Raw genomic sequence first — 15,470 nt, 5'->3', positions numbered from 1 at the left:
CCCCAAGGTGGGAGTCTTCCCGACCCATTGTGCCGTTACCATACCGCCCGTAGGTTCGGCGGGAATCGGCCAAGTGGCCGGGAATGCAGGCCCGGCCACCGGGCTTGCGGACATTATCGGGCCGGCCGGAGCCCTGGGTGCTTGACGCTGTGCGTATGCCATGGTTGGCACGGACATTCGCGTTGAGACGCAGGGAGACGAATCGCATGAACTGGCACGTGGCGAAGCGAATGGGCGTGGTGCTGGCGGTGGCGTTGCTGGCGGCCTGCAGTGATGACGGCGAGGGCGGCGGCAAGACGGACGGAGGCACCACCTCCGATGGGGGCACCAACACCGGCAAGTCCCTGGGGCCGGGCCTGGGCCGTTCGAAGGACGACCCGACGGGGCAGGCCTTCGCGCTGCCGGCGGGGCTGACCCTGGAGAACCCCATCGTCGCCTACGTGCCGGAGAACCCCGAGGACTGCGACGACAAGTACTCGGACGAGGCCAATGGCACCGGCGAGGAGGTGCGGGTGTGCCTCATCTTCAACAACACCACGAGCACGCCCATCACCGTGACGCTGCCGCCGGGGCTCATCCTCAAGTCGACCAGCGACGACGTGCAGAACGGCATCATCGTGCAGACGGTCAGCATCGTGGTGCCGCCGGGTGAGCGCTACTTCGCCCCGCTGTTCGCCTACTGCGTCAACCAGGACCGCTCCACGACGGGCCTGGACGACCGGTACGAGCTGGGACCCGCCGTCACGCACAAGGACTTCCAGGAGGTGTTCACGCTCCTGGCGGGCAAGAAGCTCACGCGTGAAGCCGCCGGTCGCGTCCAGACCGTGGTCCACCACGTGTCCCAGGGCGAGGGGCTGTCCGCCGCCGACCGCGCCACCCTGCAGAGCCTGTAGTCCCGAATCGCGGTCCTTCGTCCGGCGGGCCTTCACCGCCGCCGGGCAATCTCCTGGATGAGCGCCACGTAGCGGCGCTGCTGGGGGTTGAGCTTGAAGGCCTTGCGGAGGGCATCCTCCGCGAGCGCCCACTGGCCCTCGCCCCGGGCCACGTCGCCCAGGAAGGCCCAGCCCTCTTCCAGGCCGGGCTCCTGGCGCGTCAGCTCCTGGAGCTCCTGGAGCACCAGCCGTCCGTGCGCCTCCGGCTTCATGAGGTAGCGCGCCCAGGCGCGGTGGGCCTGGTACAGCGGGCGGGGGTCGATGTCGCAGGCGTATTCGAAGTACTCGAAGGCGCCCGCGAAGTTGCGCGCCTCCAGGCGCCGTTTGGCCTCGTCGAACTGGGTGGTGGCGTCCAGCAGGTCCGTGCGGATGCGGAACTGCTCCGCGGTGGAGGGCCGGCCGGTGTTGCTGCGCGCCTTCTCCCGGTGCGCCTGCCGGCGCTTCTTCCACAGCGCGTTCTGCTCCGGCTCCGACAGCAAGCCGTAGGCCCGCGCGTACGCGGCGAGCATCCCTTCCGCCTTCTCCTTCAGCTCCGAGGTCTGGAAGCGCAGCGGGGAGAAGCGGTCCGCGGCGGCGAGGAACGCCTTGCGCAGCGCCACCGGCTGCACGTCCTCCGGCACCTCCAGCAGCGCGAACGGATCCAGGCTGCGGTGGTTGAGGAACGCGCCCACGAGCGCGTTGCGCGCGGCCTCGTCCTCGTCCGCGAAGGGCGTGCCGGACGGTGCCTGCGCCAGCACGGGCACCGGCGTGGGGACGGGCTCCGGGGCGGGCGTGGCGGCGGGGGCCCGGCGGGCCAGCTCCTCGGCGCGCGCGTCCACGTCCTCCGCGAAGCCCGCCACGCCCAGCAGACACAGCGCGTAGAGCCGGCGCAGCACGGAGTCCATGTCGAAGCCGGTGCGCTCCAGCAGCTCGTTGAAGGTGGGCCGCTGGCGCAGGGCCTGGAACAGGCGCGCGTCCTTGGAGGACAGCTTGGGGGCGGACTCCACGCCGGGCATCTGCCCGAAGCGGCGGTCGTCCGTGAAGGTGAAGTGCGTGGCGACGGTGTCGAAGGGCAGCTGGGTGGAGACGCCCGTGAGGATGAGCTGCGCGGTGTTGGCGCGCACGGTGGCGTCCGGGTGCTCCACGTCCGCGATGAGGCGGTACTTCGCCTCCGTCCAGCGGAAGCAGTCCAACAGCTTGTGCGCCAGGTTCGCCTGGAGCTGCTTGTAGAGGTCGAAGGGGCTGATGAGCCCCTTCTGCACGAGCAGCCCGCCCAGCTGCATGCCCGAGGACACGCTCTCCGCCAGGGACTTCTGGTAGTCGCCTTCAGTCAGGCGGCCCTTCTCCACCAGGTACTTGCCCAGCGTCTCGTGCAGGAGGTTGGAGTTGCACGCCACCGGCGCGCCGTCCTCGAAGGTGATGCGCTTCTCGCGCTGGCGCACCTTGAGCTCCAGCGTGCAGGTGCGCTCCTCCACCATCAGCGCGTGCAGCAGCAGCGGGAAGGGCGTGTCCGCCAGCAGGCCCTCGCGCTGGCGCAACACCTGGGACGGCAGGGGGAACATGCGCGGAAAGCCTACTACTACTCCGCGTCCTCGCCGCCCATGTCGTCCGCGGCGTAGGGCTCATCCTCATAAGCGCCGTAGCGGCCGTAGGTGTCGTGCGTGGGCAGGTAGCGGGTCAGGTACGCCCCCACGCCCATCAGCACCAGGGCCACGGCGGCGTACGCCAGCGGGCGGGACGGGCGGGCGCGGTACGCCCACCAGCGGTCGCGGCGCTTCTGGAAGCGGGGGGCGACGGCGTACTCGCGCCAGGCGGCGTCGCGGGCGTCCTGCGCCTCCACGTCCAGCCCCTGCTTGTCCAGCGCGCGCGCCAGGAGCACGCGCCCCTCCACGGAGCCCTGACGCACCTGGAGGAAGCGCCCCAGGGCCTCGCGCGCGCCGGGGAAGTCGCCGCGCTGGAGGCGGAAGCGGCCGCGCTCCAGGTCGATGGCGCCCTGGCGGAAGTCGGCGTCCAGGCGCTCGGCCTCGGTGAGCAGCAGCTCGCCCCGGGGCGCGTCGCCCGCGCCCAGGTAGGCCACGCCCAGCAGGTAGAGGGTGTCCACGTCGTCGTCGCCCGCGTCCAGGTTGGGGCGCAGCAGGTCCACCGCCTCCTGGTAGCGCTTCTGGCCCAAGCGGATGTCGGCCAGCTCCGCGCGGGCGCGGCGGTCGTGGGTGTTGGTGAGGATGGTGCCCGCGAGCTCCCCCGCGCGCTGCCACCGCTTGAAGGCGCGCATGGGGCTGGGCAGCACCTGCAACGTGAACCGGTCCGCCGCGAACAGCAGCACGGCCAGGAGCCCCAGGGACAGCAGCGGGCTGCCCGTCAGCATCGTGAGGCCCATCCACAAGAACCACTTGGTCAGCACGGTCGAATCGTCCTTCCTGGAACCGCCTACAACAGCCGCGCGCAGATGGCGCTGTGCACGTCCGCCCCCCGCTCCGTCAGGGCCAGCCTGCGGCCATGACGCGTGGCGAAGCCGTGGGCCACCAGCCGCTCCACCTCCGCGCGCCGGGGCTCCACGGGCTGGCCGTATCGCTCACAGACGGCCTCCCAGTCCACCCCCGACACCAGGCGCAGGCCCATGCTCAGCCGCTCGGCGAAGAGCTCCTCGGGGCTCAGGTCCTCGCGGCTCGCCTCCGGGAGTCTCCCCTCCTCCACCGTGCGCAGGTAGGCCTCCGGGCTCCGGAGGTTCACGTAGCGGTGGGGCGTGGGGGACAGCAGCATGCCGGTGGCGCCCACGCCCAGCGCCAGGTACTCGCCGCCGGTCCAGTACAGCGCGTTGTGCCGGGAGCTGAGGCCGGGGCGCGCGTGGTTGGAGACCTCGTAGCGGGTGAGGCCGTGCGCGCCGTACACGTCGCGCACCACCTGCGCCATGGCCACCACGTCGTCGTCCTCCGGCAGGGAGAGCTCACCGCGGTCCAGTTGCTTGGACAGCGGCGTGGACTCCGCCAGCACCTCGCGCTCCACCGTCAGCGCGTAGGTGGACAGGTGCTCCGGCTCCAGTGCCACCGCGCGGCGTGCGTCCGCCTCCACCTGCGCGACCGTCTGGCCGTGCACGCCGTAGATGAAGTCCATCGCCACCACGGGGAAGGCCGCCTGACGCGCCGCCGCCACCGCGCCCTCCACCATGGCGGCGTCGTGCGCGCGGCCCAGCGCCTTCAGCGTCTGAGGCTGGAAGGACTGCACGCCCAGCGACAGCCGGTTGATGCCCGCGGCGCGGTAGCCGGCGAAGCGCTCCGCGTCCGCGCGCTCCGGGTTGCCCTCCAGCGAGACTTCCAGGCCAGGGGCCAGCGACATGCGCGCGGCGATGCCCTCCAGCACGCGCGCCACGTGGCGGGGGTGCCACAGGGACGGCGTGCCGCCGCCCAGGAAGAGGGACTCCAGCGGCTTCGTGCGCAGCGACGGGTCGGCGGCGAGCCGCGCGTCCAGCTCCGCCAGCACTGCGTTCGCGTAGCGCTCCTCTGGCACCTGGCGCGCTACCGCCACCGCGAAGTCGCAGTAGGGGCACTTGGCCAGGCAGTACGGGAAGTGCAGGTACAGCCCGAAGCGGGCCGCCTGCATGCCCGTCAATGGGTCCGTGGGCGCGGCGAAGGACATGGAGGTCCAACCTCTACTTCAGAGCCTTCAATTGCGCTTCCAGCCGCGCCACCTTCGCCTTGGTGCTGGCAGCCGATTCGAGCGCTGCCTCGGCCGCCATCAGCTTGCGCTTCATGGAGGCCACGTCCGCCTTGAGCTGGTCGCGCTCCGCCGCCAGGTCCGCGGGCCCGTCCGCGCCGGCGGCAGGGGCCGCCGCGAGCTTCGCTTCGAGCGCCTGACGGGCCGTCTGCTCCGCCTTGAGCGAAGCGCTGACCTGGGCGAGCCGGGCCTCCAGCGCGGCCTTCTCCGCCTGCCGTGTGTCACCCGCCTGGGCATGGGCCTGGGACTCGCCGAGCTTCGCCTCCAACGCGGCCCGCTCCACCTGCTCCGCTTCGAGCGCGGCGCGAGCCTCCTCGAGTTGCGACTCCAGCGCCGCCTTCACACCCTGTTCCTCCAGGAGCGTGACGTCGGACTGCGCGAGCTTCGCCTCCAGCAGCGCCTTCGCGTTCTGCTCCGACGTGAGCTTCGCTTCGAGCGCGGCCTTCGCCGCGTTCAGGTCCTTCACGCGGGCCGCCTCCGCTTCGGCGACGCGCCGCTTGGACTCGGAGGCCTCCAGCGCCCCCTCCACCATCTTCACGCGCTGCTGGAGCCGGTCCACCTTGTCCGCTTCCGCGCGAGCCGCCTCCAGCTGCTCGCCGAGGGAGACCAGCTCATCGCGCTGGCCGTCATGTCCCGCGCTCAGCGCCTCGGCGCGGCCCTCGGCCTCGGCGGCCTGCACCCGGGCGTCCGCGATCTCGGCTTCCACCGCCTCACGGCGGGCGCGCTCCAGCGACAGCTCCTCCTGGGCCTTGGCGACCAGGGCCTGCTGGCGCTGCACCTCCGCCTCGCGCTGGCCCGCGGCCGTCTCCAGCATGGACACGCGCGCGGAGTAACCCACGCGCTCCGCCTGCGTGGTGGCCAGCTTGCGCTCCACGGCGGCCAGCTGCTGCTGGTGCGCCTCACGCTCGGTCTGCGAGGCCGTGGACTGGGCGGTGAGCTCCGCCAGCTGGGCCTCCAACGCCGCCGCCTTCGCCTCGGCCTCGTGGACCCGGACCTCGGCCTCGTGCACCGCTTCGCCGAGCGCCGCCGCGTCCGACTCCATCCGGTCGCGCAGCGAAACCTGCTCGACCTCCGCGGCCTCCAACACCTCGCGCAGGGAGGCCAGCTCCGACTCGGTCATGCGCGCGCGGACCTCCGCGGCCTCGACCTCCGAGCGCGCGGCTTCACGCGCCTGGGCGACCTCCGCCTCCAGCTCGCGCACGCGCGCCTGGACCCGGGCGACCTCCGCGGCGCGGCCCTCCAGGGCACTTCTGAGCGAGGGCAGCTCCGCGGCCTCCGCCGTGCGCGCGGTGAGCGCGGCGCGCAGACCCACCGCGTCCGCGTCCTTCAGCGCGAGCGCGCGCTCCAGCTCCGTCACCTGCGTCTGGAGCGTCTTGAGCCCGTCCTCCACCACCGCGAGCTGCCGGCGCGCGGCGTCCCGCTCGCCCTCCATCCCCTTCGCGTGGGTTTGCGCCTCCTCCAGCGAGCTGCGCGACCAGTCGCTTTCGCTCTCCAGGGCACCCATGGCGCCCTTCGCCTCCGAGAGCGCCGTCTCCAACTGGCTGATGTTGAGCGCCTGCGCGTCGCGCTCGGTGGTCAGCCGCTCCACGTCCGCGAGCAACGACTGGTACTGCTCCTGGACCGCCTCCAGCGCGCCCTGCGCCTCGGACTTGCCGGAGGCCAGCTCCGCCATGCGGTCCTGCGCGAGCCCCAGCGCCTCCTTCGCGCCGACCAGCTCCTCCGCCATCGACCCGCGCGACTCGCGCTCGGCGTGGAGCTCCTCCGTCAACCGGGGGACCTCCGACTCCACCTCCGCCAGCGCGCGCGTGAGGTCCTTGCGGTCCGCCTCCGACGCGGCGAGCTCCGCCTCCAGCGAGGCGACCTTCGCCTGGGCCAGCTTCAGCCGCTGCTCGTCCTGCGCGGACGGCGCCGGAGCACCGCCGCCCCCTTCCTTCCGCGCCTTCTCCAGCGAGGCCTTGAGCTGGGTGACTTCGCCCTCGCGCTCGGCGTACAGCGCGCGCGCCCGGGCCAGGGTCTCCGTCTTCTGCTTCAGGATGCCCCGGAAGAACTCCAGCTTCTCCTCCGGCGAGCCTCCCATGGGCAGCCGGGGCTCGGCGGGCTCCGCGAACGGGTCCCCCTTGCCGGGGCTGCGCGCCGCGGCCGCCGGGGACGGAGGCGTGGTCGTGGGCAACCCTCCACCCCCGATGGGCGCGGGGTTCGTGGGCACCCGGGCAGCGGGCGCGGCGGCAGGGGCTGCGGGCAGGCCTGCGGCGGGCCGCCGGGGCGGCAGGGGGGGAGGCGCGGAGGGGGGAGGCCTGGGAACCGCGAGTGGCCTGGGGGGCGCCGGAGCGGGCGCCGCCACCGGGGCGTCGCCGTCATCCAACAATTCCTTCAGGTCCGCGAGCGGATCCGCCTCGTCCGGGGGAGACGGCATGTGCGCGTCCCAATTTACCGGCCACGGGGGGTTTCCACCAGTTACGCGATGGACACCGCGCCGCTTCGCCTGCCTGGTGGGAGGCGGACGGCACGGTCCGCTCGACGTGGAGGGGGCGGGACGTTAGCCAATGGAGCAAACATCACACCTCGCCTTGCCTCTCCTCGGGAGGGGATGACAGCTTCGGACCACTCCTATGGCCATCCGCTACACCCTGCCCAACGGGCTCACCGTCGTCTTCGAGGAGCAGCACGCCGCCAAGGTCGCGGCCTTCCAGGTCTGGGTCAAGGCCGGCAGCGCGGACGAAAGGCCCGACCAGGCCGGACTCGCCCACCTGCACGAGCACATGCTCTTCAAGGGCACGGAGCGCCGGGGGCCCGGTGAAATCGCCCGGGACATCGAGGCGCACGGCGGCGAAATCAACGCCTGGACGTCCTTCGACCAGACCGTCTACCACATCGTCATCGCCAGCCAGTTCGCCCGCACGGGCCTGGACATCCTGGGCGATGCGGTGCGCCGCTCCGCGTTCGACAAGGAGGAGCTGGCGCGCGAAATCGAAGTCGTGTGCGAGGAGATCAAGCGCAGCTACGACTCCCCGTCGCGGCGCGCGTCCCGCGGGCTGTTCACCGCCGCGTTCCAGACGCACCCCTACCGGCTGCCCGTCATCGGCACCGAGGAGAGCGTGCGCAGCTTCACCCGCGAGAAGGTGCTGGAGTTCTACCACCGGCACTACACGCCCAGGAACCTGGTGCTCTCCGTCGCGGGCGACCTGAACGAGGCGGAGCTGCGGCAGTGGGTGGAGGAAATCTTCGGCGGTGACTGGGGCCGGCCCTACGTGGGCCCGGTGGAGCGTCCTCGCGACCCGCCGTCCACGGGCCGCCGCGTGCTCATCCAGACGGAGGACGTGAAGGAGGCCTATCTGCACCTGTCCTTCGCCATCCCGGAGCTGGAGCACCCGGACGTGCCCGCGCTGGACGTGCTGGCGATGCTCGCCGGCCAGGGCAACTCGTCGTGGCTGGTGCGCGAGGTGAAGCGCCGCCAGCACCTGGTCAACGACGTGCACGCGTCCGCGTACACGCCCAAGGACCCGGGCATCTTCTCCGTGTCGCTGACGCTGCCGCCCGCGCAGTCGCTGAAGGCGCTCACGCAGACGGCGCGCGTGCTGGAGGCGCTGCGCACCACGGTCGTGCCCGAGGACGAGCTGCGCACCATCCAGTCGGTGGTGGAGGCGGAGTCCGTCTACCGCAAGGAGACGGTGCAGGGCACCGCGCGCAACCTGGGCTCGTACCAGACGTCTCCCGGCGGCCTGGAGTCGGAGGCCCGCTACCTGGAGAACATCCGCAACCTGAAGCCGGAGGACCTGCGCCGCGTGGCCCAGAAGTACCTGCGGCTGGAGCACGCCGTCGTCACCGCGCTGGTGCCTCCCGCCGCGGAGCTGACGGAGGCGCTCGTGCACGCCGCGCTGGATGAAGCGGCGAAGAGCCCCGGCGTCACGCCCCCGGAGCGCGCCGCGAAGCAGCCTCCCCCGGAGGCCCCGCCGCGTCCGGCCCGGAGCGCCATCGCGTCCGCGCGTTCGGAGGTGGTGCAGGAGAAGCTGCCCTCCGGCGCCACGCTCATCATCCGCGTGGAGCCGCACGTGCCGCTGTTCTCCATGCGCGCGGCGTTCATCGGCGGCGTGCGCTACGAGACGCCCGAGGACAACGGCATCACCACGCTGCTCAGCCGCGCCCTCACCAAGGGCACCACGACGCTCAGCGCGGATGACATCTCCCACCTGACGGACCTGTACGCGGGCAACCTCACCGGCCAGGGCGGCCGCAACTCCGTGAGCGTGAAGGCGGACTTCCTGTCGCGCTACTTCGAGCAGGGCTTCCGGCTGTTCGCGGACGTGCTCGTGAACCCCGCCTTCCGCGAGGAGGAGGTGGCGCGGGAGCGCGCGCTGCTGCTGCAGGACATCCTCACCCGCGAGGACAAGCCGTCAGGCCTGGCGTTCGAGCTGTTCTCGCGCACGCTCTACCAGGAGCACCCGTACCGCCTGTCCATGCTGGGCGAGAAGGCGTCCGTGGAGGCGCTGGGGCCCGAGCAGCTGCGCGCGTACCACCGGTCGTACATGGACCCGTCGCAGATGACGCTCAGCGTGGTGGGCGACGTGGACGTGGAGCAGGTGCGGGCGCTGGCGAACGAGTACTTCGGCAAGTCGCGCGGCGGCGCGCTGGCCCCGAAGCAGGTGCGGCCGGAAGCGCCTCCGTCCGCTCCGCGCACGGAGAAGAAGGTGCTCGCGCGCGCGCAGACGCACCTGGTGATGGGCTTCCAGGCGGCGCGGCTGGGCGACCCGTGGCGGGTGGTGCTGGACGTGCTGTCCACGGTGCTGTCCGGCCAGGGCGGGCGGCTCTTCATCGAGCTGCGCGACAAGCGCTCCATGGCCTACAGCGTGAGCAGCTTCTCCATGGACGGGTTGGACCCCGGCTACTTCGCCGTCTACATGGGCACGAGCCCGGAGAAGGTGGAGGCGGCGGTGGAGGGCATGCGCCGCGAGCTGCAGCGCATCCGCGACGAGCCGATTCCGGCCGCGGAGCTGGAGCGCGCCAAGCAGCACATCATCGGGGCGTATGAAATCGACCTGCAGCGAAACAGCGCCCGCGCGACGCTGCTGGCGCTGGACACCTGCTACGGCATCGGGCTGGACAACTTCCTGCACTACTCCGAGCACGTGGCGAAGGTGACGGCGGAGGACGTGCAGGAGGTGGCCCGCCGGGTCATCGACTTCGACCGCATGGCCATGTCCGTCGTCGGTCCGTAGGTACCCCATCGCGAGCGTGGAAGCGTCACGACGACGGCGCTTCCACGCCGCACCGGGTGCGGTAGAAGGGGCGCCATGTCCCAGACCTACCTGTCACTCACCGTGGATATCGCGGAGGAGTCCTCCGAAATCCTCCAGGACCTGCTCCATGAGGCCGGAGCCCTGGGCCTGGAGGTCCGCGACACGGAGACGCCCACCATGCCGGGTGTGCGCGCCCCCACGAAGGGCGAGTCCATCGTCGTCGCCTACTTCGAGGACCGCGAGAGCGCGGAGGACGCCCGCGACGCGGTGGCGGAGAGCCACCCCACCGCGCGCCTGTCCCTGGACGAGCAGCCGCAGCAGGACTGGAGCAACGAGTGGAAGTCGCTCATCAAGTCCGTGCAGGTGGGCCGCCTGTGGGTGGGCCCGCCCTGGGACGTGGTGAACGCGCCGGCGGACAAGGTGAAGCTCGTCATCGAGCCGAAGATGGCCTTCGGCACGGGAGACCACCCCACCACGTCGCTGTGCCTGGCGGCGGTGGATGACTTCATGTCCACGCACCCGGGCGCGAGCGTGCTGGACGTGGGCACCGGCACGGGCGTGCTCGCCATCGCGGCGAAGAAGCTGGGCGCGGGCCACGTGGTGGGCACCGACAACGACCCCACCTCCGTGGAGCTGGCCCAGGAGAACTGCACCGACAACCAGACGCCCGACCTGGACATCTCCGGGCGCGAGCTGACGGAGGTGTCGGGCACCTTCGACCTGGTGCTCGCGAACATCCTGGCCAACACGCTCATCGAGCTGGCGCCCCTCATCGTGCCCAAGGCGAAGGACCGGCTGGTGCTGGCCGGCGTGCTCGCGCATCAGCGCGCGGACGTGGAGGCCGCGTACCGCAACCTGGGGTGCACCGTGCTGGAGGGCGCGCAGCAGGGCGAGTGGGTGCGCATCGACTTGAAGCGCTAGAAACAAGAGGGGGTCGGGCAGCGAAACCTGGTTCGCTTACCCGACCCCATCTGGACTCGCGAGGCTTTCCCCCTTGGCGTCAGGACCTCGCGAGTCCCGCCGTGTGACTGGCAGGCATTGCAGTCCGCGTGCCTGCCGCTGAGGCCTCGGAGTCCCAAGGGACACGGGCTCGGCTGTAGCGGGGCAGGTTACGGGGAGCGCGGCGCGTGTGACCTTCCGCGCTACAGCGGGCCTCAGGTGAACGCCAGTGTTCCGGCCGCGCGCAGGGAGCCCACGACTTCGTTCCGGGTATTGAGGATGCGCGGCTCCGCGTGGTGCTCCAGGCCCGTCATGGGCAGGGACAGGCCCTGCTGCTCCGCGATGAGGCGCAGGACCGCGAGGAGCGCGGGCGCGGCGCAGCGGGCATCGCCATCCTCCACCTTGATGGCCACGCCCAGGCGGGCCTTGGGCAGCGCGGCGCAGTAGACGCCCTCCGCGCCAATCTTCACCACGGCATCGCCCTGGAAGGCCGTCATCAGGTCCGTGCACGCGCGGCCCTTGCCCGCGACCAGGTCCGGGTGCTCGAGCATGGCCTCCCGCAGGCGGCGGGCGGCGGGCGCTTCCGAGACGCCGAAGCGGGCCCACGCGGTGGCCATGGCGCTGAGCGGCAGGCCGAAGCAGACGGCGAGGCAGCCATCCACGGCCTTCACCAGCGCGTCGCTCGGCAGGCCCGTCCACTTGGCGATTTCGTCCTGGATGCGCTCCTGCACGGGGTGGCCGTCGCTGGCGTAGCCGTGGACATCCCAGCCGTGGTGCCGCGCCAGCGCGAGCATCCCCGCGTGCTTGCCAGAGCAGTTGTTCCACCGGGGCGTGAGCACGATGCCCGCCTTGAGGGCCTCCTCCGCGACCGCGGGCGACAGCGACGGGTGCGGGCCGCACGCGAGGTGGCGCTCCTCGCAGCCTGAGGCGCTCAGCATCTGCATGGCGAGGGCGCGGTGCACGGGCTCGCTGGAGTGGGACGCGCAGGAGAGCGCCAGTTCGCGCGGGCCGAAGCCGTAGCGGTCCGCCGCGCCGTCCTGGACCATGGGCAGGGATTGGAAGGGCTTCGCCGCCGAGCGCCAGAAGGTGACGCGCTCCGGGTCGCCCGCGTACGCGACGCGCGTGCCCTCCGCGCTCACCACCGCGACGGACACGGTGTGGAGGGATTCGACGAAGCCGGAGCGGGTGGACTCGATGACGAGGGTGGCCATGGGCGTGGGCGCGCCATAGCAGGAACGGGACACGGCCGGGCGCTCGCGGGTCGAGGAAAGACGAACCCTGGACGCATGGACGGCTATCCTCCGGGCGCCCTCCCCTTCAAGGAAGCCGCCGTGGTCCGCCTCTTCGTTCCCCTGCCCGACCCCGCCCCCGCCGACGTGACGCTCACGGGCGAGCGCCGCCACTACCTCGTCCACGTGCTGCGGCTGGAGGACGGCGACGCGCTGGAGGTGTTCGACGGCAAGGGCCGAGCCTTCGAGGCGCGCGTCACCGGCCTGGACGCGGAGTCCGTGCGGCTGGTGCTGGGGGCCGTGCGGGTGACGCCGCCCGCGCGCGAGATGAGCATCCTCCAGGGACTGCCCAAGGGGGACAAGCTGGAGCTGGTGCTGCAGAAGGGCACGGAGCTGGGCGCCACCGCGTTCCATCCGGTGGCCACGGCGCGCAGCGTGGTGAAGCTGGAGCCGAAGCGCGCCGAGGAGCGCACCCAGCGGTGGGCGAAGATTGTCGAGGAGGCCGCGCGCCAGTGCCGGCGCGACGATGTGCCGGTGGTGCATCCGCCCCGGCCGCTGCTGGACGCGGCGCGCGCCCTGACGCAGGGCACGCTGCTGCTGGTGCTGGATGAAGAAGAGTCCGCGGTACCGCTGGGCGAGGCGTTCCGGAGCGTGGCCGCGGGGACGCCGGTGGCGCTGGTGATTGGCCCCGAGGGCGGGCTCGCGCGCGAGGAGGTCGAGGGCTTGAGGGGGCTGGGCGCGCGACCGGTGACGCTGGGCTCGCGCATCCTGCGCACGGAGACGGCGGCGCTCGCGGCGCTCGCGGTGATGCAGCATCTGGACGGGTCGCTCGGTTAGCAGTCGAGCAGACAGTCCCTCCCTGCATCCCAGGTCACGGATTCGTGTGGTGATTCCTACGTTTCTGCCATTCGGGACCTCGCGGGTCCCTCACACGGGAGAGACTCTCATGGGGATCATCGCATTCATCATCATTGGCCTCATCGCGGGACTCATCGCCCGGGCCATCCTGCCGGGCAAGCAGAGCATGGGGCTGGTGGCCACGACGCTGCTGGGCATGGTGGGTTCGTTGGTGGGTGGTCTCATTGGCTCGCTCTTCGAGCGCAACGGCCGGCTGTTCGACCTGCATGCCTCCGGCATCATCATGTCGGTCGTGGGATCGATCATCGTGCTTCTCCTGGTGGGAGCAGCGGGACGGCGCCGCGTCCACGCCTAGCGTGAGGCGCCCATACGCACCGTCCTCCGGGGCGGGTTGCATGGCGCTAACGAGCCCCTGACGGTTCCTCGGGCGAGGGACCGGCGGGGGCTTGTCCTTTTCTTGCTACAGGCCTGAATGCGGCCTTTCATGGCGACGGTTGTCCGCGTCACTGGGAGGATCCGTTGTCCAAGTGCCTGAAGTGCGGCGCCTCGCTGCCGCCGGTCGGAGATTGCCCCGCTTGCGCCGCCAATGGCGCGCGCCCACCCGCGGTGGCCCCCCTCCCGAGCCTGCTCGACCGCGACATCCACATTGATCGCCGCAAGGCCGGGGACCGCATGGCCCAGGACGCTGGCGGCGGCGACCCCATCACGCTGAACAGCGAACCGCTGGAGCCGGAGACGCTGCGCGGTACGCCGGCCTTCGCGCTGGAGGCGCCTCGCGGCCCTGTCACTCCGCCGGGCATGACGCCGTCGGTTCGTCCGGGGATGGCGCCCGTGCCTCCCGCCGCGCCGCGCGCAGCAGCGCCCCGACCGCCCGCGCAGGCTCCGGCCGCCGCGCCTCGCGCCGCTGTGCCTCCAACGGATGGCCCCGTGCGTGCGCCCAATCCGGCTCCCGCGGCTCGCCCCGCGCCGGCCCCTGCGTCCCCCGCGGATGCGACGATTCGCGCGGCGGCTCCGACCGCGCGTCCTGCTTCGCCCCAGGCGGATGCGACGATTCGCGCGGCCGCGCGCCCTGTCGCGCCCCAGGCGGATGCGTCCCCCGCGGATGCGACGATTCGCGCGGCGGCTCCGGCTGCGCGCCCTGCGGCGCCCCAGGCGGATGCGCCCCCCGCGGATGCGACGATTCGCGCGGCGGCTCCGGCTGCGCGTCCTGCTCAGGCCGATCGCGTCCCCGCGCCGCACGCGGAGGGTCAGGCGGTCCGGGCTCCCGCGCAGCAGGCGCCTCGGGCGGCGGCGCCCATGCCTCCTCGCGCCACGCCTCCCGTTGGGAACGCGCCCGCTGGCGCCGTGCAGCCTCCGCGTCCCGCCGCGCCGCCTCCTGGCGTGGCACCGATGGCCGCCGTGCCTCCGCGCGCCGCGCCCACCGCGGCCCTGTCGGAGCCGGGCTTCCAGAATCCTGGCGTCGCCGTGCCTCGCGCCGCGCAGCCTACGGTGCCCTCCACGGAGCCCCGACCTGGCTCCGCGCTCACGCCGGCCTACGGCACGGAGCCGCACGTTTCGCGCCCCCAGGCCGCCTCCGGCCAGCCTCGTGGCAACGCGCAGGGTTCTCCCGGCCTGCCCCGCATGGACGCGCCCGCGCAGGCCCAGGCCGCCTCTGGCCAGCCTCGTGGCAACGCGCAGGGATCTCCCGGCCTGCCCCGCATGGACGCGCCCGCGCAGGCCCAGGCCTCCGGCTTGCCGCACATGGATTCGGCCTCGCAGGCCCAGGCCTCCGCCCGGATGGGGGGCGCGCAGGCCCAGGCTTCCGGTCTCCCCCGCCGGGAGCCCGCCTCCGGACCGTCGGCCGCCGAGCACTGGGATGCACCGCAGGCCACTTCCGGCCTGCCCTTGATGGATGCTCCCGCGCAGGCCTCCGGTCCGTCTCGCCGGGACGCCGCTCCGGGCCTTCCCGTCATGGAGGACCCGGCCATCCTGCCTCCGCTGGAGACGCCGGCCTACGCGACGTCCCCGGCGCCCGCTCCGGGAGTGTCCCTCATGGAAGCCTCGTCCGCCCCTGCCCCCGCCGCCCCCGCGAAGAAGTCGAAGGTCTCCGCGGCCCCGGCTGCCCCGGCCACGGGCGAGATTCACGCGCGGCCCGCCTCGCTGTGGCGCCGGCTGCTGTCCTTCACCGTCGACACCGCGGCCATCAGCGCCGTGGCGGCGGCCTACATCACCCTCGCCTCGTCGGTCGCGGGCGTGAAGGGTCCGCAGCCGGGGCTGACCGGGCTGGACGCCTTCGTCGCCTGGCTGCGCGCGCTGCACTCCGTGCTGCTGCCGGGCGTGGTCCTGGTGCTGGTGCTCGCCACCGTGTATTGCGCGGTCGCGGCCTTCCTGTGGAATGGACGCACCCTGGGACGATTGCTCCTGGGCCTGCGGCTGGTGGACACCCATGGCATGGCGCCCACCCCGGGCCGGGCCATCTTCCGGGCGCTGCTCGCCGGGCTTTCCTTCGTTCTCTTCCTGGGCGGGTTCTGGATGGCGCTATTCGACCGCCGCGGACAGACGCTCCATGACAAGCTGACGTCCACCTTCGTCGTCCAACCGAGCTGAAA

The 15,470-nt window shown here is 72.3% G+C and carries 11 protein-coding genes; 6 read left to right on the top strand and 5 right to left on the bottom strand.

Going from position 1 to position 15,470, the window contains the following annotated elements:
• Nucleotides 1-206 precede the first annotated feature (206 nt).
• Nucleotides 207-893, top strand: a complete 687-nt coding sequence (locus tag GTZ93_RS04950; protein WP_139923031.1) for a hypothetical protein — start codon at nucleotides 207-209, stop codon at nucleotides 891-893.
• A gap of 32 nt (nucleotides 894-925) precedes the next feature.
• On the opposite strand, the gene GTZ93_RS04945 is transcribed toward GTZ93_RS04950, so the two are convergent.
• The 4 genes from GTZ93_RS04945 to GTZ93_RS04930 are packed head-to-tail and all read right to left on the bottom strand — an operon-like array spanning nucleotide 926 to nucleotide 7,035.
• A complete protein-coding gene (locus GTZ93_RS04945; protein WP_161662655.1) occupies nucleotides 926-2,473 on the bottom strand; it encodes a DUF4388 domain-containing protein in 1,548 nt (515 codons plus the stop codon).
• A 17-nt stretch (nucleotides 2,474-2,490) separates the two neighbouring features.
• Nucleotides 2,491-3,309, bottom strand: a complete 819-nt coding sequence (locus GTZ93_RS04940) for a tetratricopeptide repeat protein (RefSeq protein WP_161662682.1) — start codon at nucleotides 3,307-3,309, stop codon at nucleotides 2,491-2,493.
• A 29-nt stretch (nucleotides 3,310-3,338) separates the two neighbouring features.
• Nucleotides 3,339-4,544 carry a radical SAM family heme chaperone HemW gene (hemW, locus tag GTZ93_RS04935; RefSeq protein ID WP_139923774.1) on the bottom strand — a complete coding sequence of 402 codons (1,206 nt, stop codon included), beginning with the start codon at nucleotides 4,542-4,544 and terminating at the stop codon, nucleotides 3,339-3,341.
• Nucleotides 4,545-4,557: 13 nt separating this feature from the next.
• Complete coding sequence (locus tag GTZ93_RS04930) at nucleotides 4,558-7,035, bottom strand: coiled-coil domain-containing protein (RefSeq protein WP_161662654.1); 2,478 nt, start codon at nucleotides 7,033-7,035, stop codon at nucleotides 4,558-4,560.
• Between the two features lie 196 nt (nucleotides 7,036-7,231).
• Here GTZ93_RS04930 and GTZ93_RS04925 point away from each other — a divergent pair, with 196 nt between their 5' ends.
• Nucleotides 7,232-9,835, top strand: coding sequence for a M16 family metallopeptidase (locus tag GTZ93_RS04925; protein WP_139923518.1), 2,604 nt, complete (start codon nucleotides 7,232-7,234; stop codon nucleotides 9,833-9,835).
• Between the two features lie 75 nt (nucleotides 9,836-9,910).
• Nucleotides 9,911-10,777, top strand: coding sequence for a 50S ribosomal protein L11 methyltransferase (locus GTZ93_RS04920; RefSeq protein WP_120581421.1), 867 nt, complete (start codon nucleotides 9,911-9,913; stop codon nucleotides 10,775-10,777).
• Nucleotides 10,778-11,010: 233 nt separating this feature from the next.
• Here GTZ93_RS04920 and GTZ93_RS04915 read toward each other — a convergent pair whose 3' ends face one another.
• Nucleotides 11,011-12,039, bottom strand: coding sequence for an asparaginase (locus tag GTZ93_RS04915; RefSeq protein ID WP_139923516.1), 1,029 nt, complete (start codon nucleotides 12,037-12,039; stop codon nucleotides 11,011-11,013).
• A gap of 87 nt (nucleotides 12,040-12,126) precedes the next feature.
• Here GTZ93_RS04915 and GTZ93_RS04910 point away from each other — a divergent pair, with 87 nt between their 5' ends.
• The 3 genes from GTZ93_RS04910 (at nucleotide 12,127) to GTZ93_RS42620 (ending at nucleotide 15,468) form a co-directional block, all read left to right on the top strand.
• Nucleotides 12,127-12,861: a 16S rRNA (uracil(1498)-N(3))-methyltransferase gene (locus GTZ93_RS04910; protein WP_161662681.1), complete on the top strand. Its 735-nt coding sequence runs from the start codon at nucleotides 12,127-12,129 to the stop codon at nucleotides 12,859-12,861.
• Between the two features lie 109 nt (nucleotides 12,862-12,970).
• Entirely contained in the window at nucleotides 12,971-13,237 is a 267-nt protein-coding gene (locus GTZ93_RS04905; protein WP_120561959.1) for a GlsB/YeaQ/YmgE family stress response membrane protein, read from the top strand.
• Nucleotides 13,238-13,401: 164 nt separating this feature from the next.
• The gene (locus GTZ93_RS42620; RefSeq protein WP_261777585.1) at nucleotides 13,402-15,468 is read left to right on the top strand and encodes an RDD family protein; all 2,067 of its coding nucleotides are present in this window, start codon (nucleotides 13,402-13,404) and stop codon (nucleotides 15,466-15,468) included.
• Nucleotides 15,469-15,470 lie beyond the last annotated feature (2 nt).

Source organism: Corallococcus exiguus (assembly GCF_009909105.1).
Classification (GTDB): Bacteria; Myxococcota; Myxococcia; order Myxococcales; family Myxococcaceae; genus Corallococcus; species Corallococcus exiguus.
Note: the sequence above shows the minus strand (reverse complement) of the source record. Positions and strands in the feature narration are given on the sequence as shown.